This window comes from Brevundimonas sp. (assembly GCF_032055285.1).
Taxonomy (GTDB): Bacteria; Pseudomonadota; Alphaproteobacteria; order Caulobacterales; family Caulobacteraceae; genus Brevundimonas.
Genome location: NZ_DAMBRE010000006.1, coordinates 79,964 through 102,606 on the forward strand (window position 1 = coordinate 79,964; position 22,643 = coordinate 102,606).

General features: G+C 67.9%; 17 protein-coding genes. 10 read left to right on the top strand and 7 right to left on the bottom strand.

Annotated elements, in window-relative coordinates; all coding sequences use genetic code 11:
* Nucleotides 1-2 precede the first annotated feature (2 nt).
* A complete protein-coding gene (locus RTY13_RS13905) occupies nt 3-1,502 on the top strand; it encodes an altronate dehydratase family protein (protein WP_312784257.1) in 1,500 nt (499 codons plus the stop codon).
* Between the two features lie 19 nt (nt 1,503-1,521).
* Here the strand turns inward: RTY13_RS13905 and RTY13_RS13910 are convergent, their stop codons facing one another.
* The 4 genes from RTY13_RS13910 to kduI form a co-directional block, all read right to left on the bottom strand.
* Nucleotides 1,522-3,171, bottom strand: coding sequence for a pectate lyase (locus RTY13_RS13910; protein ID WP_312784259.1), 1,650 nt, complete (start codon nt 3,169-3,171; stop codon nt 1,522-1,524).
* Nucleotides 3,172-3,300: 129 nt separating this feature from the next.
* On the bottom strand, nt 3,301-4,347 hold the full coding sequence (locus tag RTY13_RS13915; RefSeq protein ID WP_312784261.1) for a sugar kinase: 1,047 nt from the start codon (nt 4,345-4,347) through the stop codon (nt 3,301-3,303).
* Nucleotides 4,348-4,368: 21 nt separating this feature from the next.
* A complete protein-coding gene (gene kduD / locus RTY13_RS13920) occupies nt 4,369-5,127 on the bottom strand; it encodes a 2-dehydro-3-deoxy-D-gluconate 5-dehydrogenase KduD (protein ID WP_312784263.1) in 759 nt (252 codons plus the stop codon).
* A 12-nt stretch (nt 5,128-5,139) separates the two neighbouring features.
* Nucleotides 5,140-5,985, bottom strand: a complete 846-nt coding sequence (gene kduI / locus RTY13_RS13925) for a 5-dehydro-4-deoxy-D-glucuronate isomerase (RefSeq protein ID WP_312784481.1) — start codon at nt 5,983-5,985, stop codon at nt 5,140-5,142.
* 177 nt (nt 5,986-6,162) lie between these two features.
* On the opposite strand from kduI, the gene RTY13_RS13930 reads away from it, so the two are divergent.
* The gene (locus tag RTY13_RS13930) at nt 6,163-6,804 is read left to right on the top strand and encodes an RpiB/LacA/LacB family sugar-phosphate isomerase (protein WP_312784265.1); all 642 of its coding nucleotides are present in this window, start codon (nt 6,163-6,165) and stop codon (nt 6,802-6,804) included.
* 73 nt (nt 6,805-6,877) lie between these two features.
* Here RTY13_RS13930 and RTY13_RS13935 read toward each other — a convergent pair whose 3' ends face one another.
* Nucleotides 6,878-7,927 (bottom strand): LacI family DNA-binding transcriptional regulator, encoded by a 1,050-nt coding sequence (locus tag RTY13_RS13935; RefSeq protein ID WP_312784266.1) that lies wholly within the window; start codon nt 7,925-7,927, stop codon nt 6,878-6,880.
* Nucleotides 7,928-8,099: 172 nt separating this feature from the next.
* Between RTY13_RS13935 and RTY13_RS13940 the strand changes: the two genes are divergently transcribed.
* The 3 genes from RTY13_RS13940 (at nt 8,100) to RTY13_RS13950 (ending at nt 11,370) form a co-directional block, all read left to right on the top strand.
* Nucleotides 8,100-8,927, top strand: coding sequence for a 2-keto-4-pentenoate hydratase (locus RTY13_RS13940; protein ID WP_312784267.1), 828 nt, complete (start codon nt 8,100-8,102; stop codon nt 8,925-8,927).
* A 141-nt stretch (nt 8,928-9,068) separates the two neighbouring features.
* The gene (locus tag RTY13_RS13945) at nt 9,069-10,319 is read left to right on the top strand and encodes an MFS transporter (RefSeq protein ID WP_312784483.1); all 1,251 of its coding nucleotides are present in this window, start codon (nt 9,069-9,071) and stop codon (nt 10,317-10,319) included.
* Nucleotides 10,320-10,389: 70 nt separating this feature from the next.
* Nucleotides 10,390-11,370, top strand: coding sequence for an alpha/beta hydrolase (locus RTY13_RS13950; protein ID WP_312784268.1), 981 nt, complete (start codon nt 10,390-10,392; stop codon nt 11,368-11,370).
* A gap of 11 nt (nt 11,371-11,381) precedes the next feature.
* Here RTY13_RS13950 and RTY13_RS13955 read toward each other — a convergent pair whose 3' ends face one another.
* Nucleotides 11,382-12,938 (bottom strand): carboxylesterase/lipase family protein, encoded by a 1,557-nt coding sequence (locus RTY13_RS13955; RefSeq protein ID WP_409450314.1) that lies wholly within the window; start codon nt 12,936-12,938, stop codon nt 11,382-11,384.
* Between the two features lie 170 nt (nt 12,939-13,108).
* Between RTY13_RS13955 and RTY13_RS13960 the strand changes: the two genes are divergently transcribed.
* From RTY13_RS13960 to RTY13_RS13980, 5 genes are all read left to right on the top strand, one after another.
* The gene (locus RTY13_RS13960; protein WP_312784270.1) at nt 13,109-14,002 is read left to right on the top strand and encodes an ABC transporter ATP-binding protein; all 894 of its coding nucleotides are present in this window, start codon (nt 13,109-13,111) and stop codon (nt 14,000-14,002) included.
* Nucleotides 14,003-14,012: 10 nt separating this feature from the next.
* Entirely contained in the window at nt 14,013-17,588 is a 3,576-nt protein-coding gene (locus tag RTY13_RS13965; RefSeq protein WP_312784272.1) for a M1 family aminopeptidase, read from the top strand.
* 139 nt (nt 17,589-17,727) lie between these two features.
* Nucleotides 17,728-18,102, top strand: coding sequence for a BlaI/MecI/CopY family transcriptional regulator (locus RTY13_RS13970; protein ID WP_312784273.1), 375 nt, complete (start codon nt 17,728-17,730; stop codon nt 18,100-18,102).
* A complete protein-coding gene (locus RTY13_RS13975) occupies nt 18,099-19,820 on the top strand; it encodes a M56 family metallopeptidase (RefSeq protein WP_312784275.1) in 1,722 nt (573 codons plus the stop codon). Before RTY13_RS13970 ends, RTY13_RS13975 begins: the two co-directional genes overlap by 4 nt.
* Nucleotides 19,821-19,875: 55 nt before the next feature.
* Nucleotides 19,876-20,373, top strand: coding sequence for a DUF4136 domain-containing protein (locus RTY13_RS13980; protein ID WP_312784277.1), 498 nt, complete (start codon nt 19,876-19,878; stop codon nt 20,371-20,373).
* On the opposite strand, the gene RTY13_RS13985 is transcribed toward RTY13_RS13980, so the two are convergent.
* Nucleotides 20,370-22,643, bottom strand: a complete 2,274-nt coding sequence (locus RTY13_RS13985; protein ID WP_312784278.1) for a CHASE2 domain-containing protein — start codon at nt 22,641-22,643, stop codon at nt 20,370-20,372. The two genes, RTY13_RS13980 and RTY13_RS13985, sit on opposite strands and share 4 nt — an antisense overlap.

Sequence of the window (22,643 nt, forward strand, 5' to 3'; positions counted from 1 at the left end):
TCATGAGCTGCGTCCTGATCCTGAACCCCGCCGATGACGTCGCCATCGCCCTTGACGACATCGCCGTCGGCGAGGTGCCCGAAGGTCTGGCCGCACCGGCGCGCGCCGACATCGCCACCGGGCACAAGATCGCTCGCCATGCCGTGGAGGCGGGCGGTCTGGTTCGCCGCTACGGTCAGGTCATCGGGCGAGCCAGGGCGGCCATCGCCGCCGGAGATCATGTCCACGTCCACAATCTGGCCATGGCCGAGGACGGGCGCGAGGCCGAGGTGGGGGCGGACGTCCACGCGCCGACACCGCGGTCTGGCGCGACTTTCAACGGGATCGTTCGCGCGGACGGTCGTGTGGGGACGCGCAACTACATAGGCGTCCTGACCAGCGTGAACTGCTCGGCCACGGTGGCGCGGCGGATCGCCGACGCCTTCCCCGACGCCAGCCTGCCCAAGGGCGTCGACGGGGTGGTGGCCTTCACCCATCAGGGCGGTTGCGGCGGCTCTTCGCTGTCCAGCGACACCACCCTGTTGCAGAGGACGCTGGCGGGTTACGCCCGGCATCCGAACTTCCATTCGATCCTGATTGTGGGCCTAGGCTGCGAGGCCAATCAGATTCCGGCCTGGCTGGCCAATGAGGGTCTGGAGGCAGCACCGACGCTGCGCGCCCTGACCATTCAGGAGGCCGGCGGCACGGCCCGCGCCATCGAGGCCGGGATCGAGGTCGTGCGCGAACTGGTGGCCGAGGCCGCCAAGGTCGAGCGCCAGCCGGTGTCGGCCTCGCACCTGACGGTCGGCCTGCAATGCGGCGGCTCGGACGGCTGGTCCGGCGTCACGGCCAACCCGGCCCTGGGGGCGGCGGTCGACCTGCTGGTCGCGCACGGCGGCTCGGCCATGCTGTCGGAAACGCCCGAAATCTGGGGGGCGGAGCACCTTCTGCTGCGTCGCGCGGCCTCGCAGGAGGTGGCGGATCGGCTGAACGCGCGTCTGGAATGGTGGAGGGCCTATGCCGACAAGCACGGCATGGAGCTGAACAACAATCCGTCGCCCGGCAATCTGAAGGGCGGCCTGACCACTATTCTGGAGAAGTCGCTGGGGGCGGTGGCCAAGTCGGGTTCGACGCCGCTGAACGACGTGATCGGCTATGCCGAGCCGCTGACGACCCAGGGCCTCAGCTTCATGGACAGCCCGGGCTACGACCCCTGCTCGGCGACGGGGCAGATCGCCTCGGGCGCCAATCTGATCGTCTTCACCACGGGCCGTGGCTCGGTCTTCGGCGCCAAACCCGCGCCGTCGATCAAGGTGGCCTCCAACGCCAAGCTGGCCAGCTGGATGGACGAGGACATGGACATCGACGCCTCGCCGGTTCTGACCGGCGTGGCGATGGAGGAGGTCGGTCGCACCATCTTCGAGCGGATGCTGGCGGTGGCCTCGGGTGAGCCGTCCAAGTCCGAGGCCCTGGGCATCGGCGACAACGAGTTCGTACCCTGGCAGGTCGGCGCCTATCTCTAGGCGCCGACGCTACCGCTGATCAGCCCGCCAGGGTCTCGATCAGTTCGCCCATGTTGCGAATGAACACCTGGGTCGAGACGCACTCGACCGGATAGTCGGTGTTGTAGGGCGAGGTGTCCCACAGGTCGCCGACGCGGGTGGTCTGATACTCGCCGCCCGTGACCGCCGCCGGGGCCTCGCCGATATAGGGGTTCGAGGTCGTGGTCAGCGGCGAGGGCCAGTAGCCGCGCGCGTTCAGCCCGGCGACCAGTTCGGCGGCGCGGCCCGGCGCGGGCTTGGCCAGGCGGCGGGCGTCGGACGACATGTCCCAGACATCCACGTCCTGAAGCGTGAAGTATTTCGGCAGATGCAGCGTGCCGGGGCGCGCTTTCAGCGGCGAGTTGCGGCTGGCTTCCTCGGGCGATTTCGCGGCCAGTTCCTCGTACTCGCGGCGCAGGGCGGCGGTGTCGACGTTACGGAACGAGCCGTAGTGGACGATCAGGTTGTTGGGGTTGGTGTCGGCGTAATACTGGCCGTTGGTGATGTTGGACCCGCGCCGGTGGATATAGACCGGGGTGTTCGAGCCTTCGAGGATGAAGGTCGGGTGGGTGCGGCCCGGCGCGATCAGGTTCTGGGGCGTCTTCACCTGATCCAGCCAGTCCAGGGCCTCGGGCAGGCGGGCGATGTATTTGCGATCGCCGGTCAGGCGGTAGAAGCCCAGCATCGACTTGATGTTGGTCCCCGTGGCGTGGGTGGCGAAGGCTTGCGGTTCGATGGTCCGCGCGCCCGCGGGCTTCAGGGTGTCGGGGAAGTGCTGCAGGCCCCAGGCCGGCTGCGGCTGCGGCTGCTGGGTCTTCACGAAGATATCCATGCCGCGATGGATGGCGTCCAGAACGCGCGCGTCGCCACGCCCGTTCACTGCCAGGCCATGATAGGCGTAGAGCAGGAACTCCAGGTTCTCGCCCGCCACGTCGTCGTTGAAGGTGATGTAGGGGGTGTAGTCCTCGTGGCCGTGAACGCCGCCGCCCTGGACGAAGGGATAGCGCTGGGGCCAGCCGCCGTTGGCGTACTGGGCGTCGAGGACGAACTGGATCGCCTTGTCCAGCGGGGCGCGATACTTGCGCTCGCGCTTCTCCAGATAGACCCGCAGCAGCAGTTGCGACGCCTCGGCGGTGCCCGCGTCGTCGAAGGTGGCGTTGCCGTAGTAGCGGTGGAATTCCTCCATCCGCCAGGCGTTCTTGCCGTAGGTGGCGTACCAGCGCTTCAGCGATTCCTCGCCCGCCGTGTCGATGACGTAGTTCCAGCCGCCCGCCGGGTGCTGGCCGCGCACCAGGGCGTCGGTCGCGGATTTGGCGGCCTCATAGAACTGCTCGTCGCCGGTGGCGTGATAGGCGTCCAGATAGAGGTGGCCGACGGTGGCCGTGCCGGGGGGCTGGACCCAGATCATGGTCGGGGAGGCTTCCAGCTCGCCCCAGCGGCGCGAGAAGTCGGGCAGGACGTTCCAGACATAGCCGCCCTCGACGGCGGCCTCGTCGGTCATGAAGCGGGTCGCCCGCTTCATCGCGGCCAGGACGGCGGCGCGGTCGGGCGCGGCCTGCATGACCGTCTTGGCCAGGGCGGGAGCGGAGGCGGCCGTAAAGGTCGCGGCGGCGCCGGCGGCCAGCAGGGCGCGGCGGTTCATGAGCGTCATGGTGTCTTCCTCGGGATGCGTCGCCTCACAGCTCTGACGGCTGCTTGAGTTCAGCGAAGCTAAACACGATTGACACCGGTTTCCTAGTGCCGGAGCGCCGCTGAAAACGCGCCGGTTTTCACGAAACCGTCAGCGACGAATGTCGAAGCCGCCGTCGCCCATGGCCGCGCGCACCTCGGCGGCGGTGAACAGGTTGAAGTCGCCGGGTACCGAGTGTTTCAGACCCGCCGCCGCCAGACCGAAGTCCAGGGCTTCCTGGTCGGACCAGCCGCTCCACAGGCCGAACAGCACGCCTGAGGCGAAGGCGTCGCCGCCGCCGACCCGGTCCACGACGCCGGTCATGTGGATGGCCTCGGTCGCGGTCTCGATGACTTCGCCGCCGGCGCCGCGCGTCAGCATGACCGACGACAGGGCCTGATCGGCCACGCTTTCCTGCACACGGAGGGTGCAGGCGATGCGTTGCAGGCGGGGATAGGCGTCAAACGCCGCAGCGGCGGCCAGACGGCGACGCGCATGGGGATCGGCGTCCTCGAACTTCGTCTTCAGCACCAGGGCGAAGTCGCGATCGTCGGCGAAGGCGATCTCGGCCCCGGCCAGCATCTTGCCCAAGGTGACGGGCGGGTCGCCGGCCCATTGTTCCCACAGTTTGCCGCGGAAATTGCCGTCGTAGCTGACGCGGACGCCCCTGCGGACGGCAGCCTCGACCAGTTCGACCGCCGCACGCGACCCGTTGGGGCCGGTGGCGGGGGTGACGCCTGAGACGTGCAGCCACTCATAGCCGTCCAGCAGGGCGTCCCAGTCGAAGGCGTCGGCGACGCGCTCGACAAAGGCTGACCCGGCGCGGTCGTAGAGGACTTCGGACGGGCGGCGAACGGCGCCCGGCGTCAGGAAATAGAGACCCATTCGGCCCGGCGAAAAGACGATGGGCGCGGTGTCCACGCCGTAGCGCCGGACTTCGTCGCGGGCGGCTTGACCCAGGGCGTTGTCGGGCAGGACGGTGGCCATCGCCGCCGGCGCGCCGAAGCGGGCCAGGGCGACAGCGACATTGGCTTCGGCCCCGCCCGGACGCGCGGTCAGGGCAGGGGATTGCAGCAACAGTTCGTTCTGGTTCGGACTGAACCGCAGCAGCATCTCGCCAAAGCAAAGGATGCGGCCGCCCGATTTCGTCTGGGTCATGGTCTGGACGCTAGCGCGGGATCAGCGCGCCAGCCAGCCGCCGTCGACCGGCAGGGTGATGCCCTGCACATAGTCGCTGGCGCGGCTGGCCAGGAAGACGGCGGCGCCGCCGATGTCCGACGGGTCGCCCCAGCGGCCGGCCGGGATGCGGCCCAGGATTTCCTTGGAGCGCACCGGGTCCTCTTGCAGGGCCTGGGTGTTGTCCGTGGCGAAGTAGCCGGGGGCGATGGCGTTGGCGTTGATGCCGTGCTTGGCCCATTCGTTGGCCATCAGCTTGGTCAGGCCCGCCACGCCAGACTTCGACGCGGTGTAGGACGGCACGCGGATGCCGCCCTGATAGGACAGCATGGAGGCGGTGTTGATGATCTTGCCGCCGCGTTGGTCGGCGATCATCCGCTTGGCGGTCGCCTGGCTGAGGAAGAACAGGACCTTCAGGTTGACGTTCATCACGTCGTCCCAGTCCTGCTCCGAGAAGTCCACGGCGTCGGCGCGGCGGATGATGCCGGCGTTGTTCACCAGGATGTCGACGGGGCCGAGGGCGGCGGTCGCCTCGTCCAGAACGCGTTCGACCGGTTCGATCGAGGTCAGATCGGCCTGGATGGAGACACCCTTGCGGCCCTTGGCCAGCACCTTGCCGACCGTGTCGTCAGAGGCGCGGCGAGCGACCGAAGCGATATCGGCGCCCGCTGCGGCCAGCGCCAGGGCGATGCCCTGACCGATGCCCGTATTGCCGCCGGTGACCAGCGCGACCTTGCCGGTCAGATCAAAAGGATTGGCCATGCCCATGTGTCCTTACTTCAGCTGACAGATGTCGAGCTTGTCCATGTCTGTGTAGTCTAGGTTCTCGCCGCCCATGCCCCAGATGAAGGTATAGTTCGACGTGCCTGCGCCCATGTGAATCGACCAAGGCGGGCAGATCACGGCCTCGCCGTCGGCGACGACGATGTTTCGGGATTTGTCCGGCTCTCCCATGAAGTGGAAGACGCGGTCGTCCTCGCCCAGGCCGAAGTAGAGGTAGGCCTCGGAGCGGCGGTCGTGAATGTGCGGCGGCATGGTGTTCCACACCGAGCCGGGCTTGAGCACAGTCACCCCCAGCAGCAGCTGGCAGGACTTCACCTTGGCCGGCACGATGTACTGGTAGATGGTCCGCTCGTTGGACGTCTCCAGCGCGCCCATCTCCAGCGGCACCGCGTCGGCGATCGAGATCTTGGTCAGGTCGTGGCGCGTATGGGCCGGGGTGGCGACCAGATAGAATTTTGCCGGTTCGGCGGCGTTCGTGGAAGCGAAACTGACCTCGTTCGAGCCCATCGGCACATAGGCGCCGTCGCGGAAGCCCAGTTCCAGAACCTCGCCGTCGACGGTGACCGTTCCGGCGCCGCCGATATTGACGATGCCCAGTTCCCGGCCTTGCAGGAAGGGCGCGCCGGCCAGCGAAGCCGGCACGGAATGGGTCGGCAGGGTCAGGGGGCTCGTCGTCGGAGTCGCGCCGCCCATGATCATCCGCTCGTGGTGCGAATAGTTCAGGCTGACCTTGCCCGGCGCGAACAGGCCTTGGATCAGGTAGCGATCCCGCAACTGCTGGTTCGAGGCGCCGTCCATCATGTCGGGATGGGTGGCCTGATAGACCTTGTCGTACATGGGGTCGTAGTACATGCAGGGCTCCCTGGGGTCTCGCTGCGCGAGCCGCCGGGACGGATCTTGCGTCCGTCCTTCAGTGGACTAGGTAACCGGTGTCATATTATGATGCAATCGGTTAGACCATAATCGCCGGCATCAGATCGGCATCGCTTCGCCACCGTCTTGAGGATCGCCCCCATGAAAATCGCTCTCATCATTGAAAACAGCCAGGCCGCGAAGAGCGAGACGGTGCACGCCGCCCTGACCGCAGTCGCCGAGCCCCTGGGCCATCAGGTTTTCCACTACGGCATGTACACGCCCGAGGATAAGGCCTCGCTGACCTACGTCATGAACGGGCTTCTGGCGGGCATCCTGCTGAACTCGGGCGCCGCCGACTTCGTCGTCACGGGCTGCGGCACGGGCATGGGCTCCATGCTGGCCGCCAACTCCATGCCGGGCGTCTTCTGCGGCCTGGTCATCGACCCGACCGACGCCTTCCTGTTCGGCCAGATCAACGACGGCAACGCCATCTCCATGCCCTACGCCAAGGGCTTCGGCTGGGCGGCCGAGCTGAATCTGCAGGACGTCTATCGCAAGCTGTTCGAGGGCGAGCGCGGTCTGGGCTATCCTAAGGAGCGCGCCGTGTTCATGGCCAAGAACCGCAGCATCCTGAAGGATCTGAAGGCCGTCACCTGCAACGATATGCTGACCGTCCTGAAGTCCATGGACCAGGACCTGCTCAAGGCCGCCGTGGCCGGCGAAAAGTTCCAGGAATACTTCTTCGCCAACGCCACCGACGAAGGCATCCGCGAGTACCTGAAGGGCGTCATCAGCGCCTGATCGGCGCTCGAAACGGCATAGAAACAGGCGGTCGGCGCGCAGGCGCCGGCCGCCTTTGTCGTTGAAGGGGGGCTTAGGCAAGGGGCGCGGCGGAGTGGCGCACGACCAGGGCAGGGCGTACCTCAGGCTGAACCAGCTTGGCCGGATCAACCCCGCGCGTGGGAGCCAGGAGCTTCTCAGCCGCCATCCGCCCCATGTCGCGGATCGGCAGACGCACCGAGGTCAGGTTGGGCCAGACCCGCGCCGCCATCGGCAGGTCGTCGAATCCCACGACCGACAGGTCGCGCGGCAGTTCCATGCCTCGCTCGCGCGCCGCCTGCATGACGCCCAGGGCCATGTCGTCGTTCAAGGTGAAGATGGCGGTCGGCGGCTCGGCCAGGGACAGCAGGGCATGGCCCGCCTCCACGCCCGATTCGTAGGTATAGGCGCCCTGCAGGTCGTATTCGGGCGACAGGGTGATGCCTCGCTCGGCCAGGGCGTCGATGAAACCCTGACCGCGCACCACCGACGAGCGGAAGGAGGCCAGGCCCCGCACCAGGGCGATGCGGCGGTGGCCCAGGTCGGCCAGATGGCGGGCGGCTTCCGCGGCGCCGATCCAGTCGTTGGTGACCACCATGTTCTGCGGCTCGTCCAGCGTCAGCGAGGCGATGCGCACATAGGGGCAGTCCAGCTCCTGCAGGAGTTCGATGACCGAATCATCCTCGGACACCGAGGGCGGCATGATGACGCCGAACAGGCGCTGGCGTTCGATGAAGCCGCGGATGTCCTTGAGCAGGGTGGGAGAGTTGCGACTGCACGGATGGACCACCAGCTCGAAACCCGACCCCTTCAGGGCGTCCAGGATGCCCTGCTGCATGTTGACAACATAGGTCGGGCTGGGCTGGTCGTAGATCATGCCGACCAGGAAGGACCGGCGGAAGGCCAGGCCGCGCGCCTGCGGGTCGGGAATGAAGCCCAGTTCGTCGATGGCCGCCTGGACGCGCTCACGTGTGTCCTCGCGCACGAAGGGCGACTGGTTGATGACGCGCGACACCGTCTTCTTGGAGACCTCGGCCACGCGGGCGACGTCGTTGATGGTGGCGCGCTTGCCCGGTTTTGCCGTGCGCGAATCGTCTTCCGACAACAGCGTTCCCCTTGGTGTTCTTGTTTGACGCTAGGCATAGCCTCGCTCGGCCTCGGGCGCCATGGGCTGTTTTCAAGGCGGATTGACACCGGTTTCCTAACCCGACCATTATCCAGCGTTTTCCAATGGGGCGTCACTTGACCGACCAGATCATTCTTTCGGAGCGCCAGGCATGACGGCAGCTCCCGTGCAGACGCCGGACGCCGATCAGGCCGTCGCCGAGACCTTCGTCAACGCGCGTCTCGCTGCGCGCGCCGTGCCAGGCTATCCGGGCGATGTCCCTGAACAGATGGCCCGTTCCTACGCCATTCAGGACGCCGCCATCGCCCTCTATCCGGACCGCGTCGTGGGCTGGAAGGTCGGCGGCGTGCCCCCGGCGCAGCAACCGGCCCTGGGCATCCACCGTCTGGCCGGCGCCATCTTCGCCGGCAATGTCTGGACCACGGGCGAGGCGCCGACGCCTCTGCCCGCCATCGAGGGCGGTTTCGCCGCCGTCGAGGCCGAGTTCATCGCCCGCATCGGCGCCGACACGGACCCGGCCAAGACCGACTGGACCATCGAGGAAGCCGCCGATCAGATCGACGCCGTCTTCATCGGCGTGGAACTGGCGGGCAGCCCGCTGTCGGCCATCAACGACCTGGGCTCGGCGGTCGTCGCCTCGGATTTCGGCAACAACGGCGGTCTGGTGATCGGCCCGGAGCTGACCGACTGGCGCGACCGCATGGATGCGATCCAGGTCGAGACGATCATCGACGGCGTCAGCGTCGGCACGGGCGGCTCGCCCTCGCTGGCCGGCGGCGCTCTGGAATCGGTGCGCTTCCTGCTGGAGCATTGCGCGCGCTGGGGGCGTCCGCTGACCGCGGGGACGCTGGTCTCGACCGGCGCCGTCACGGGGGTGCATCGCATCTACGCCGGCAGTGAATCGACGTGCGTGTTCGAAGGCGTGGGAGAAGTCCGCTGCACGGTCGTGAAGGCCGCGCCGCGTCCGACGTCAGACTAGTATCTAATCACTGCGTGACCCTGTCCGCCGTTCAGGGTGGTCAAGAAGACGGGGCGCGCCGAGGAAATCAAAGGGAATGGGTCTCGTACCATGAGTGACGCTTCGAAAGCCGCACCCGCCGGGGAGGGGCCGATCCGCGTGATGGCGCCGCCGGCGGGCAAGTACCGCTGGATCGTGATGTGGCTGCTGTTCGCGGCCATGGTCATCAACTACGTCGATCGCCAGATGATCGGCTTCCTCAAGCCGACGCTGTCGGCTGAGTTCGGCTGGTCCGAGACGGACTATGCGGACATCGTCTTCTGGTTCCAGGCCTCCTACGCCGTCTTCTATCTGATCTTCGGACGGATCATGGACCGGGTTGGCGCACGCTGGGGCCTGGGGGTCGCCTTCTTCATCTGGCAGATCGGCCACATGATGCACGGCGCGGCCCGCGACCTGTCGCACTTCATCATGGCCCGCATGATCCTGGGCGTCGGCGAGGCAGGCGGTTTCCCCGGCGGGATCAAGGCCGTGGCCGAGTGGTTCCCCAAGAAGGAACGCGCCTTCGCCACCGGCCTGTTCAACGCCGGCACCAATATCGGCGCCATCGTCACCCCCCTGCTGGTTCCGGTTCTGGTGCTCAGCTTCGGCTGGCAGATGGCCTTCGTCGTCACCGGTCTGATGGGCCTGATCTGGCTGCCGATCTGGCTGCTGGTCTATCGCCGTCCGCGTGAAGTGAAGAAGCTGTCCACGGCCGAGCTGGAATGGATCGAGCAGGACCCGGCCGACACCGTCGAGAAGATCGGCTGGAAGAAGCTGCTGACGGTCAAGGAAACCTGGGCCTACGCCGCGGGCAAGTTCCTGATCGACCCGATCTGGTGGATGTTCCTGTTCTGGCTGCCTGACTTCCTGGGCAAGAGCTACGGCCTGGACCTGAAGACCTTCGGCCCGCCGATCGTGGCCATCTATCTGCTGTCGGATGTCGGTTCGGTGGGCGGCGGCTGGATGTCGGGGCGCTTCATGAAGATGGGCATGAACCTGAACAAGGCGCGCAAACTGACCATGCTGATCTGCGCCCTGTGCGCCGTGCCGGTCGCCTTCGCCGCCTTCGCCTCGAACCTGTGGATCGCGGTCCTGATCATCGGCCTGGCGACCGCGGCGCACCAGGGCTTCTCGGCCAACCTCTACGCCTTCCCGGGCGATGTCTTCCCGCGTTCGGCGGTGGGCTCGGTCGTCGGCATCGGCGGCATGTTGGGCGGCATCGGCGGCATGATCATGGCCAAGTACGCTGGCTTCGTCCTCGACAAGATCGGCACCTACACCCCGATCTTCGTGGTGGCGGCCTCGGCCTATCTGGTGGCGCTGCTGGTGGTTCACATCATCTCGCCGCGATACGAACCGGCCAAGGTCTAAGGATCTGACGCCGAGAGGGGCGCTCGTCTGAGGGGGCGAGCGCCCTTCTTCAATTCTGGAGGAGGCGGACGTGAAACTGCATCGACGGGGTTTGCTGACGATGGGCGCGGCGGTCCCGGCTCTGGCCGCGGCCTTGCCCGCTGTTGCGAAGGCGCAAGCCGTCGCGCCGCCCGATCCGACCGAAGTGATCCGCCTGTGGCCGCAGGGCGCGCCGGGCGGGGAGGGGGTGACGGTCGTCCCCATCGTGCCCGAGCGCTCGACCGATCCGGCCTATCGCGACCGCTACGCCCAATACACCACCGATCCGATCATGACGGTGATGCGGCCCGACAAGCCCAACGGCTCGGCCATGCTGCTGATCCCCGGCGGCGGCTATCGCTGGTCGGTGCTGGACAAGGAGGGCTTCGACGTCGCCCGCGTCTTCGCCGCCAGCGGGACGACCTGTTTCGTCCTGCGCTATCGCCTGCCGGCCGACGGCTGGGCGGCGGGGGCGGACGCGCCCTTGCAGGACGCCCAGCGCGCCATCCGCCTGATCCGCAGTCGGGCGGCGGAGTTCGGCGTACGGCCGGACCGCATCGCGGTGCTGGGCGCCTCGGCGGGCGGGCATCTGGCGGGGCTGGCCAGCGCGCGCACCGATGCGGCCTATGCCCCCGTGGATGCGGCGGACGCGGTGTCGCTGCGCCCGGATCTGACGGTGCTGATGTATCCGGTGGCGACCATGAGCGACCCGCACGTCCACGCTGGATCGCGCACGCATCTGCTGGGTGGGGCGCCGAGCGCGGCGCGCATCGCCGCCTATTCTCTCGAGCAGATGAACTGGATTGGCGCGGCGCCCGTCTTCCTGCTGCACGCCATGGACGACGCCTCGGTGCCGGTCGAGAACAGTCTGATGCTGCTGACCACGCTGAAAGCGGCGTCGGTCAAGGCTGAGGCCCACCTGTTCCAGGAAGGCGGCCACGGCTTCGGCATCCGTCTGATCCAGGGCAGGCCGGCGCAGGTCTGGCCCGAGCTGGCGCGAGCCTGGGCCGCCCGTCTGGACTTTGCTCTCTAGATCGGGGCCCTCTAGGTTCCAGGCTGCACATAGGGGATGGCCGAGAAGAAGGCCCGTTCGTCGCCGCGCGGGTCGCTCGCCATGCGGGGCTCCACATCGAACAGCAGGGTCTGGCGCGTCGGCAACTCATAGCGGTCCCAGCGCGGCAGGCCTGCGTGGTTGGGATCGCCGGTGCGCGCCAGGGCGATGAAGGCGTCGCTCATCTGATCCGACACGGCCTGAGCGCCCGGCCCTTTCGTGCGCGACCCCGGCGCGTTCACATTGTCGAACACCAGGGGAATGTCGGCCGTATGGAAGGCGCCCTTGCGACCTGAGGCCGTCGCTCCGGGAAAGTCCAGTTGATAGACCCAGGCCGGGGCGCCGCCCTCGGCCCGTTCCTCGGCCTCGATCACCGCGCCGCGCCATGACCGCCCCGCCGTGGTGGCGGCGATCAGGACCTGATCCGGCGACCAGTCGGGATGCATCCGGCGATAGGCCTCGATCACGGCTTCGGGCGTGATGTCGATGCGCATGACGCCGGGCGACATCCGCGCAGGCAGGGTGTCCCACGTCAGGCCGACGTTCTTCGGGTCATTGCCCATGAAGCCGAGGGTTTCCTCGCGCGTGTTGCCGATGATCATGGGGATGGTGAGGCCCTGCGGAGCGGCGTCGGGATAGAAGGGGTGGCGCGGCAGGCTGCGGAAATCCAGCACCGGCCCGAAGTAGAGCCCGCCGTAGCCGAGGATGGGGTCCTCGACGCCCTGCGCCTCCAGCAGACGTTCGACGGGCAGGGTCGCGGCCTGATGGGCGCGATCCGGCGTCAGGCCCAAGGCCTTCAGCCAGGCGGTCGCGCGGGTCGTGGCGTTGATGGGGCCGGACGCCGTGACCTGCTGGCCGCTCATGGTCGCGGCGCGGTGGAACAGGCCCCTGGCGGCAGGCGTCGCCATCAGGGTTGCGATCTTGGCCCCGCCGCCCGACTGGCCGAAAACCATGACGCGGTTCGGGTCGCCTCCGAAGGCCGCGATGTTGTCGCGCACCCAGCGCAGGGCCAGGATCAGGTCCATCTGGCCGACATTGCCCGAGTCCTCGAACCCCGGCGCCAGCCGCGCCAGATAGGCGTAGCCCAGGGCGTTCAGCCGGTGGTTCAGCGTGACCACCACCACGTCGCCGCGCGCCGCCAGCCGCGACCCGTCATAAAGCGGGTCGGATCCCGATCCGCTCGAATAGGCGCCGCCGTGGATATAGACCATGACCGGCCGACGGCTCGCGTCGATCCCCGGCGTCCAGACGTTCAGGAACAGGCAGTCCTCGCTCTGGTTCGGCTCATCGCCGCGCTGAGGGCTGGCCGCGCCATAGTCGAAGGCGGGCGCCGGGTCGCGCCACGGCGTCGGCGGCTGGGGCGGCTGGAAACGCTGCGTCGGCGCGCCGTAGCGTACGCCCTTGAAGACGTTGATCCCGCCCTGACGCCGACCGACGACCGGTCCGGCCGTCGTGACGGCGCGGGGGGCGCGCGGCGCGGCCTGCCCGGCGGTCGCCGTCGCCGTGGCGGCCAGGCCCGCCAGAACCGCGGCGCGTCGCGTCATTCCCATGGTCACCCTCCCAAGAAACCGGTGTCATTGACTGTAGCAGGCAATAGCTTCCGGGCTCTAGTGGCCCTCTAACCGCGGCGCCCGGCGCCAAACCTGTCCAATCTGTAACTTGTCGAGGGGGCGATGAAGCCGTCAGTGTGAAGTGTCTTTTACATCCGCGGGGGCGCGTCATGCTGTCGATCAACAATCTGGTTCATGTCTACGGCAACGGAACACGGGCGCTGGACGACGTCAGCCTGACCATTCCGACGGGCATGTTCGGCCTGCTGGGCCCGAACGGGGCGGGCAAGTCGACGTTGATGCGCACCATCGCCACCCTTCAGAGCCCGACCTCGGGTGAGATCCGCTTCGGCGACATCGATGTGATCCGCCAGCCTGAGCTGCTGCGCCGCACCCTGGGCTATCTGCCCCAGGATTTCGGCGTCTATCCGCGCGTCTCGGCCTACGACATGCTGGATCACATGGCGGTGCTGAAAGGGATCGCCGACGGCAAGGAACGCAAGCAGACGGTCGAGGCCCTGCTGAACCAGGTCAACCTGTGGAGCGTCCGCAAGAAGGCCCTGGCCGGCTTCTCGGGCGGCATGCGCCAGCGTTTCGGCATCGCCCAGGCCCTGATCGGCAATCCGCGCCTGATCATCGTCGACGAACCGACCGCCGGTCTGGACCCGGAGGAGCGCAACCGCTTCCTCAACCTTCTGGCCGAGATCGGCGAGAACGTGGTGGTCATCCTGTCGACCCACATCGTCGAGGACGTGGCCGACCTGTGCCCGCGCATGGCGGTGCTGGCGGGCGGCAAGATCCAACTGGAAGGCGCGCCGCTGGAACTGATGAAGCAGATGGCCGGCCGCGTCTGGAAGAAGGCCATCGCCAAGGAGGCCCTGCCGGAACACCGCGCCCGTTTCGAGGTCATTTCGACGCGCCTGTTCGCCGGCCAGACCGTGATCCACGTCCTGGCGGACAGCAAGCCGGGCGAGGGCTTCGAGCCGGCCTCGGGCGGTCTGGAGGACGTCTACTTCTCGACGCTGGCCGCCTCGCGTCGCCCTGCCGCCGCTCAAGCCGCCTGAGGCCCGGATCATGTTCGGGAAAGTCGCGGCCTTCGAGTTCCGCTATCAGCTTCGCCAGCCCGCCTTCTGGGTCATTTCCATCCTCTTCTTCCTGCTGAGCTTCGGTTCGGTCGCCAGTCCCAACGTCAGCGTCGGGTCGGGCGGAAACGTGTTCAAGAACGCGCCGTTCGCCATTGCGCAGGCCCATCTGATCTTCAACCTGTTCTTCATGCTGGCGACGACAGCCATCGTCGCCAATGTCGTGGTGCGTGACGCCACGACGGGCTTCGGTCCGATGATCCAGTCCAGCCGGTTGTCGAAGTTCGACTATCTGTACGGTCGCTTTCTCGGCGCCTTCGCCGTGGTGGCCCTGGCCTTCCTGAGCGTCGCGCTGGGCATCCTGATCGGCACCTTGATGCCATGGGTGGACAAGGAGACGGTCGGTCCCTTCCGTCCGCTGGACTACCTCTATGGCTTCGTCGTCATGGGTCTGCCGGGGCTGCTGTTCAGCTCTGCGGTCTTCTTCACCCTGGCGACCGTGACCCGCTCGATGATGGCGACCTATGTCGGCGTCGTCGGCGTCTTCATCTTCTACATGACCACGACCTCGGTCTTCGGCTCCAAGCCGGAGCTGGAGACCCTGGTGGCCTGGCTGGAGCCCTTCGGCGCCGGCGCCTATGGCTTGGCGACCAAGTATTGGACGGCGGCTGAGCGCAACACGATCAATGCCCCGCTGACCGGCCTGCTGCTGGGCAACAAGCTGCTGTGGCTGGGCGTCAGCCTGGCCTTCCTGGCCGCCGCCTATCCCCTGTATCGCCCGTCGCCGCGCGGATCGAAGCTGCGCAAGCAGGAGAAGCTGAAGGCGATGGCCGAGGCCTCGCCGGACGCCAGCGCGCCTGTCGCGCCGCTGGCCGCACCGTCCTATGGCTTCAAGGCCGGCTGGACCCAGCTGATCTCGCGCACCCTTTTCGAGATGAAGGCGGTGTTCAAGAGCCCGGCCTACTTCGTGATGCTGGCCCTGGGCTTCGCCTTCGGCATCGCCGTCCTGCTGTTCGCGGGCGAGATGTACGGAGCGCCCGTCCTGCCGGTCACGCGCGTGGTGATCGAGACCCTGGGCAGCTCCTTCGGCCTGATCGTCATGATCATCTCGATCTACTATTCGGGCGAACTGGTCTGGCGTGATCGTGAGCGGCGCACGCATGAGATCATCGATTCCACCGCGACGCCGGACTGGACCTTCCTGCTGCCCAAGACCCTGGCCCTGATCCTGGTCCTGGTCTCGACCCTGCTGGCCGCCTCGCTGGCCGGAATGATCGTGCAGACGATCAAGGGCTACACCAACTTCGAGATCGGCAAGTATCTGTTCTGGTACGTCGTGCCCCAGTCGATCAGCTTCGCCCTGATGGCGGTGCTGGCCATCTTCGTGCAATCGCTGTCGCCGAACAAGTTCGTCGGCTGGGCCGTCATGGTGGTCTATCTGATCTCGACCATCGTCCTGTCCAACCTGGGCTTCGACCACATCCTCTACCGCTATGGCGGAGGGACAGGCATGCCGCTGTCGGACATGAATGGTCTGGGCAAGTTCGCGGGCTACGCCGCCTGGATGCAGGCCTATTGGTCGGCCTTCGCCGTCGTCCTGCTGGTCATCGCCTATGGCCTGTGGCGCCGAGGGGCGGAGACGCGCTTCATGCCGCGTCTGAAGCGTCTGCCGCGGCGTCTGATGGGGCCGGCGGGCGTGATCGGCGGCGTCGCTCTGACCGCCTTCGTGGCCCTGGGCGTCTTCAGCTTCATCAACACCAATGTCTGGAACGAGTACCGCAGCCGCGATCAGCGCGAACAGCTGATGGCGGACTATGAGAAGACCCTGCTCAAGTACGAGAAGACGCCTCAGCCCGCGATCACCGACGTCAAGCTGGACCTGGACCTCTATCCGCACCAGCCGCGTCTGACGACCAAGGGGACTTACGTCATCGAGAACCGCACGGGCGCGCCTCTGGGCGAAGTCCACCTGCGCTGGAACCAGGACCTGAAGATCGCCAGGCTCGACGTTCAGGGTGCGACGGTCGCGAAGGAATGGCCGCAGTTCGAGTACCGCATCTATCGTTTCGCCACGCCGATGCAGCCGGGCGAGAAGCGCACCATCGCCTTTGAGACGGTGCTGGAGCAGCGCGGCTTCAAGAACAGCGGCGACACCACGCGGATCGTCGACAACGGCACCTTCGTCAACAATGGCGAGTTCGGCCTGACCATCGGCATGGGCCGCGACGGCCTGCTGTCTGACCGGGCCAAGCGCCGCAAGCACGGCCTGCCGCCCGAACTGCGCATGGCCAAGCTGGAGGACGAAAGCGCGCGGGCCCACAACTATATCGGCGCCGACTGGGTCAACGCCGACATCACCGTGACCACGGTCGCCGATCAGACGCCGATCGCGCCGGGCTACAAGGTGTCGGACGTGACGAAGAACGGCCGTCGCACGGCCCGCTTCGTCACCGAGGCTCCGGTGCTGAACTTCTTCTCGGTCCAGTCCGCCGACTATCAGGTGGCCAGGGAGCAGCACGGCCCGATCGAACTGGCCGTCTATTACCACAAGGGCCATGAGCGGAACGTCGAGCGCATGCTGACCGGCATGAAGTCGGCGCTGGACTACTACGGCAAGGCCTTCAGCCCGTACCAGTTCCGTCAGGCCCGGATCATCGAGTTCCCGGCCTACGCCAGCTTCGCCCAGGCCTTCGCCAACACCATGCCCTACTCGGAAGGCCTCGGCTTCATCGCCGACCTGACCGACGAGGAGAAGATCGACTACGTCACCTACGTCACCGCCCACGAGGTCGGCCACCAGTGGTGGGCGCACCAGGTGGTCGGCTCGGACCAGCAGGGCTCGACCCTGCTGTCGGAATCCCTGGCGCAATACTCGGCGCTGATGGTGATGGAGAAGCTGTACGGGCCCGACAAGATCCGTCGCTTCCTCAAATACGAGCTGGATCGCTACCTGCGCTCGCGCGGCATGGAGCGGCTGGAAGAGATGCCGTTGATGCGCATCGAGAACCAGCAGTACATCCACTATCAGAAGGGCGGTCTGGTCATGTACCTGCTGCGCGATCAGATCGGCGAGGAGGCGGTGAACCGCGCCCTGCGTCGGGTGCTGGCGCAGTACGCCTTCAAGTCCGCGCCCTATCCGCGCTCGCTGGATCTCATCAACGCGATCCGCGCCGAGGCGCCGGCCGACAAGCAGGCGCTGATCACCGACCTGTTCGAGAAGATCACCCTGTATGACGTGAAGTCGAAGTCGGTCACGGCGACCAAGCGCGCCGACGGCAAGTGGGACGTCGCCCTGACGGTCGAGGCCCGCAAGCTCTACGCCGACGGCAAGGGCGAGGAGACCGAGGCCCCGCTGAACGAAACCTTCGACGTCGGCCTGTTCTCTGCCGAGCCGGGCAAGGGGGCGTTCGACGGCAAGTCGGTCATCCTGATGGAGCGCCGTCCCCTGCGCAGCGGAACCCAGGTCTTCCGCTTTGTCACGGACCAGAAGCCGGCCTTTGCAGGGATCGACCCCTACAACCGCTGGATCGACCGCAACTCGGACGACAACGTCAAGCCGGTCGGCTGAGGTCTGAACCCTCTCCTCTCGTCGCTGGACGGGAGGGGAGGGACCCCTACGCCGAGTTAATCCGGCTGCCTTATTTTAGACTCGATCCGCTACGCATGTAGCGCTACAAATGTAGCGTCAGCCGATGCGGAGATTCCCCATGATCGAGTCCTTGCCCCGACGCGAACGCGAGGTCTTCGAGACCCTGTGCCGGCTGGAAACGGGCACCGCCGCGGGGGTGCGCAACGCCCTGACCGATACGCTCAGCGACTCCGCGATCCGCACTCTGCTGGCCCGGCTGGATGCCAAGGGCTTGGTTCAGCGGGAAGCGGGCGCCGACGGCTTCGTCTATCGCCCTGTGCCCCGCACCGAGACCGTCGCCGCCGGCGCCCTGCAGCGGATGATTGACACCTTCTTCGCCGGTTCCGCCGCCAGCGCCGCCACCGCCTTGCTGGGCATGGGGCAGCGCCTGACCGCCGACGAGGCCGCCGCCCTGGAACGCGCCATCGACGAAGCGGTGGAGCGCAAGCCATGAGCCTGACCCTGTTGCTGTCCCTCCTGGTCAAGTCCAGCCTGATCGCGGCGGCGGGCCTGATCGTTGCGCGCTTCGTCGCCCGCCGCGCCGCCGATCGTGTGGACATCCTGCGCGCCACCGTTTGCCTCTTGCTGGCCCTGCCGGTGCTGGCGGCTGTGCTGCCCGCTGTTGAGCTGGGACTGCTGCCCGCCTCGTTCGTCGAGCCCTCGTCCATCCAAGCCGTCAGTACGCCGATAACCCCGCTGTGGTCGGGCGAGGTCGGCCCTGTCGCGGGTGTGGCGGTCTCCGCCAGCCTGCCGTGGCCGTCGCTGGCGACCGTGGCGGTCGGATTGTGGATGCTGGGCGTGGCGGCGGTCGTCGGGCGGCTGTTGCTGGGCCTCAGCGCTCTGAGCCGCTGGACCGAGCAGGGGCGTCCGGTCAAATGCCCCGCCTGGCGCTCGCCGCTGGAACCGCTGGCCCCTGCCGCCCGTCCGCGTCTGGTCAGCAGCGAGCGGGTGTCCAGCCCGTTGAGCTGGGGCGTGGCGCCCGGCGTTATCGTCCTCGACACCGCCAGCCTGGCCGAGCCCAAAACCGCCTCCGCCGTCCTGGCGCACGAACTGGCCCACCTGCGGCGCAAGGACTGGGTCTTTCTGATCCTGTCGCGGCTGGCCCTGGCGCTTTTCTGGTTCAACCCTCTCGTCTGGCGGCTGTCCGTCGTCCTGACCGAAGCCTCTGAAGAAGCCGCCGACGCCGAAGCCGTGCGCACCGTGGACCGCCGGGATTACGCCCGCGTCCTGGTCCGCCTGGCCGCCCATCCCGCCTCCTGTCCGGCGACCGCCATGGCCGCCGAGCCCCACACGCTTGAGAAAAGGATCGCCTGCATCATGACGAACACTTCTGCTCGCCGCCGCCCGCTGGCGGTCGCCCTGACCGTCGCCGCCCTGGCCGTCGTCGCCACGCCGCTGGCGGCGCTGGAACTGCGGGAGCAGGCGTCCGCCTATGCGCCGGCTCCGCCCGCGCCGCCGCCCGCACCTCCGGCGCCTCCGGCTCCGCCCCCCCCGCCGACCTTCAGGGTCCCGCCGGCACCCCCGGCGCCTCCGGCCCCGCCCGCGCCGCCGTCTTCGCCCCGGGGTGTCAGCTACTACTATTACGAGACCGCCACGCCCGAGCAGCGCGCCCAGGCCGACGCCGCCCGCGAGGCCGCACGTGAAGCGCGCACCCAGGCGGCCGAAGCGCGCCGCCAGGCTGCGGTCGCTCGCGAGCAGGTTGTCCGTCACGCCTCAGACGCAGCGCAAGTCCGCGCCCAGGCCGTCGTCGCTCGCCGGCAAGCCATGCTTGCGCGGCAGCAAGGCGAGGAGGCGCGCGCTCAAGCGGTCATCGCGCGTCAGCAGGGCGAGCAGGCCCGTCAGCAAGCCGTGCATGCTCGCGCCCAGGCCGCCGTCGCCCGTCAGCAAGGCGAACGGGCGCGCCAGCAGGCCGCACGGAGCCTCGCCGACGCCCGTGTGCAGATGGGCAAGGGCGCCGAGGAGATGCATAGGGGCGCCGATGAGATGCGCCGGGAGGCTGTCCGTCTGCGCGACCCCGCCTACCGCGCGGAAGTGATCGCCCGCAACCGCGAACAGGGACATACGACCACGGAGGCCGAACTGATCGCGCTGAGCCCCCATCTGATCGAGCGAGCCGAAGAACTGGATCGCCGGGCCGTGGAACTGGCGGCGCGGGCCAAGGGCGCCGCATGAGTCAGGCGGCGCTTTCGTCTATGGCTCGATCGGAGGCGGGGCTGTAGGCTGAGACATGGCCCGTACCCTTCTGATCTCGTCCATCGTCGCCGTTTCCCTGGCGGCGTGCGCCTCTGGGCCGGACGTGGTGACCACGCCGCCTACGGCCCTTCCCGCTGCGGCGACGACCTATCGTCTGATCGAGCCGGAACCGGCGTCGGCGACGGACCAGGCGGTCCTGGCGGCGGTGCGGGATCAGCTGGCGGCCAAGGGGTGGCGTGAAACGCGCGACGGTCCGGCGTGGCGGATCGAGGCGGCCTATGCGGTTAGGCCGCAGACGACGGGCGCCTATTCCGACGCCTCGGCCCGCGAAGGCGATTGGCTGGATGCGCCGGTCGTGCCGCAATGGTGGGGACGCAGGCGACTGACCCACAGCCTCACCCTGACCCTGCATGGACCGGAGGCCGCGCCCGGCGACTATCAGGCGAGCGCGGCGACAACGGTAGGGCCGAGGCAGACCGACGGGGCGCTGCCTGTTCTGGCCGCCGCCGCCGTGTCTGAGCTGAAGCCCTAGTCGGTTTCGACCCAGTGGGGCAGGGTCACGACGAAGGTCGCGCCGACCTCGCCGGCCTCATAGCGAACATGGCCGCCGTGTCGTTCAGCGACGGTGCGGACGAAGGCCAGGCCCAGGCCGGCCCCTCGGTGATCGGCGTCGCCGTGGCCGAAGGGCTGGAACAGCCGCCGCGCCGCCTCGGCTGAGATACCCGGTCCCTGATCGCGGATGCGCAGGATGCAGACGTCTTCGTCTTCGGATGCCTCGATGACCAGCGTACAGACTATGACGCCGCCAGCCGGACCGTATTTCAGCGCATTGTCCAGCAGGTTGGTCAGCAGGCGACGCAGCAGGGCGGGGTCGCCTTCGACCAGATATTCTTCTTCGTCCCTCGGCGTCTGGATGGTGACGCCCTTGGCCGAGGCCTGGGGCCACAGGGTGTCGGCGGCGTCCACCAGCACCTGCCCAAGGTCCAGGACGACGGCGCGATAGGGTTGGGACTCGGCGCGCGCCAACTGAACATAGCCCTCGGCCAGATCCAGCGTCTGGCGGGCGTAGTCGCCAATGCGACGCTCAAAAGCGGGATCGGTTCGGCTCTGGCGGCCGTCCAGCAGGGTCAGGATCGACACCTGGGGGGCGCGCATGTCGTGGCTGAGCAGTTGCAGCGCCTGTTCGCGCTGGCGCTCGGCGGCACGGAACAGGGTCATGTCGGCGAAACGAACGATGTGGCCGATCGGCTGACCCGCAGCGTCGGTCAGGGCGGCGGCGGCGGCCTTCAGCACGCGGCCGCCCGGCGCCTGGATGTCGCCGGGATCGTTTTCCTCGGTGGTCAGAAACCGACGCCAGGACGGCTCCCCCAGGGATTGGAACAGGCTCGCCAGACTGGCCTGATCGTTCAGAGAGGGACCGAACAGATCGCGAGCGCGGTCGTTGGACAAGAGGACGCGGCCTTCAGGATCGGCGACCACGGTGGCGTCGGGCAGGCTGCGCAGGGCGTCGGAAATGAAGCGGTCCAGATCGCGGAGCTGTTTCAGCGCGGCGCGCAGGGCGTCTACCTGCTTGGCCACCACGTCGCCCTGAGGACGGAAGGACGCCGGGACCGCACCAGGCAGGGAGGGAGCGTCGCGCTGGAACGTCTCGACCTCGCTTTGCATATAGGCCGAGGCGGCGGCCAAACGCCGCCAACTCCAGAGGGGATAGGCCAGGGCCAGTCCCGCGATGGCGGCGGCGGGGGGGAACCACAGATTGGCTGTCAGGAAGACCGCCAGGCTTGCCGCCAATGTCAGGACGATCAGTCCTGCGCCCAGGACCATGTTGACGACTGGCCTCAGGAACAGGAAGCCGCCGACCAGCAGGGCAAGCGGCAGCAGAGACAGAACCAGCACCCAGGGCGGGGGCAGGGGGCGAGGGCCGCCGCCTTCCAGCAGGGTCTGCAGCAGGGCGGCCTGGATCTCGACGCCGGGGCTGAGTTCGCCGTGCGGCGCGGCGGGGGTGGCGTAGCGGTCGCCCAGGCCGGGCGCCGTCGCGCCGACCAGCACAAGCTTGTCCTTCAGAAAGGCGGACGGAACCTCGCCGTTCAGCACGTCGGCGAAGGACAGGGTGCGGAAGCGCCCCGGCGCGCCGCGATAGGCGATGGCCTCGGGTTGCGCGGCGATCAGGGCGTCGGGCGTGGCGGCGTCAGGGTCGGATGGTGGGACCGCCGCGCGGGTCTGGGCCAGGGGCAGGATCAGTTGCGGCCAGACCCGATGGCCGCCCTGCATATAGAGGGGCAGGCGGCGGATGACGCCGTCGCCGTCCACAGTCAGATTGACGTGGCCCAGTCCGGCAGCGGCTTGAGCCAAGGAAGGGCCAGGTTCGCTGACCCGCCAGGGCGCACCGTCCTTGCCCGGAGCGTCGACCAGCAGGGGCAGGTAGACCTCCTTAGCCCGCGCCAGCGCCCCAGCCAGAGCCGGATCATCGGCTTCGGGCTCGGTGAACAGGACGTCATAGGCGACGGCGCGAGGACCTGCCTGGGTCAGGCGGTCGATCAGGGCGGCGTGTGTGGCGCGAGGCCAGGGCCAGCGGCCGAGGGTCTGCAGGCTGCGCTCGTCGATGGCGACAATAACGATCGCTTCGTCGGCAGGACCGCTCTGGAGACGGATCAGGGCGTCATAGGCCAGATTGTCGGCCCGGTCGGCGGCGGGGCTGAGCGCCAGCCAGCAGACGACCAGCGTCGTCAGCGTCGCCACCAGCCCCCACTCGATCAGGGCGCGGCGGCCCGTCAGCCTGGCTGCCAGGCGACCGCCAGCCAT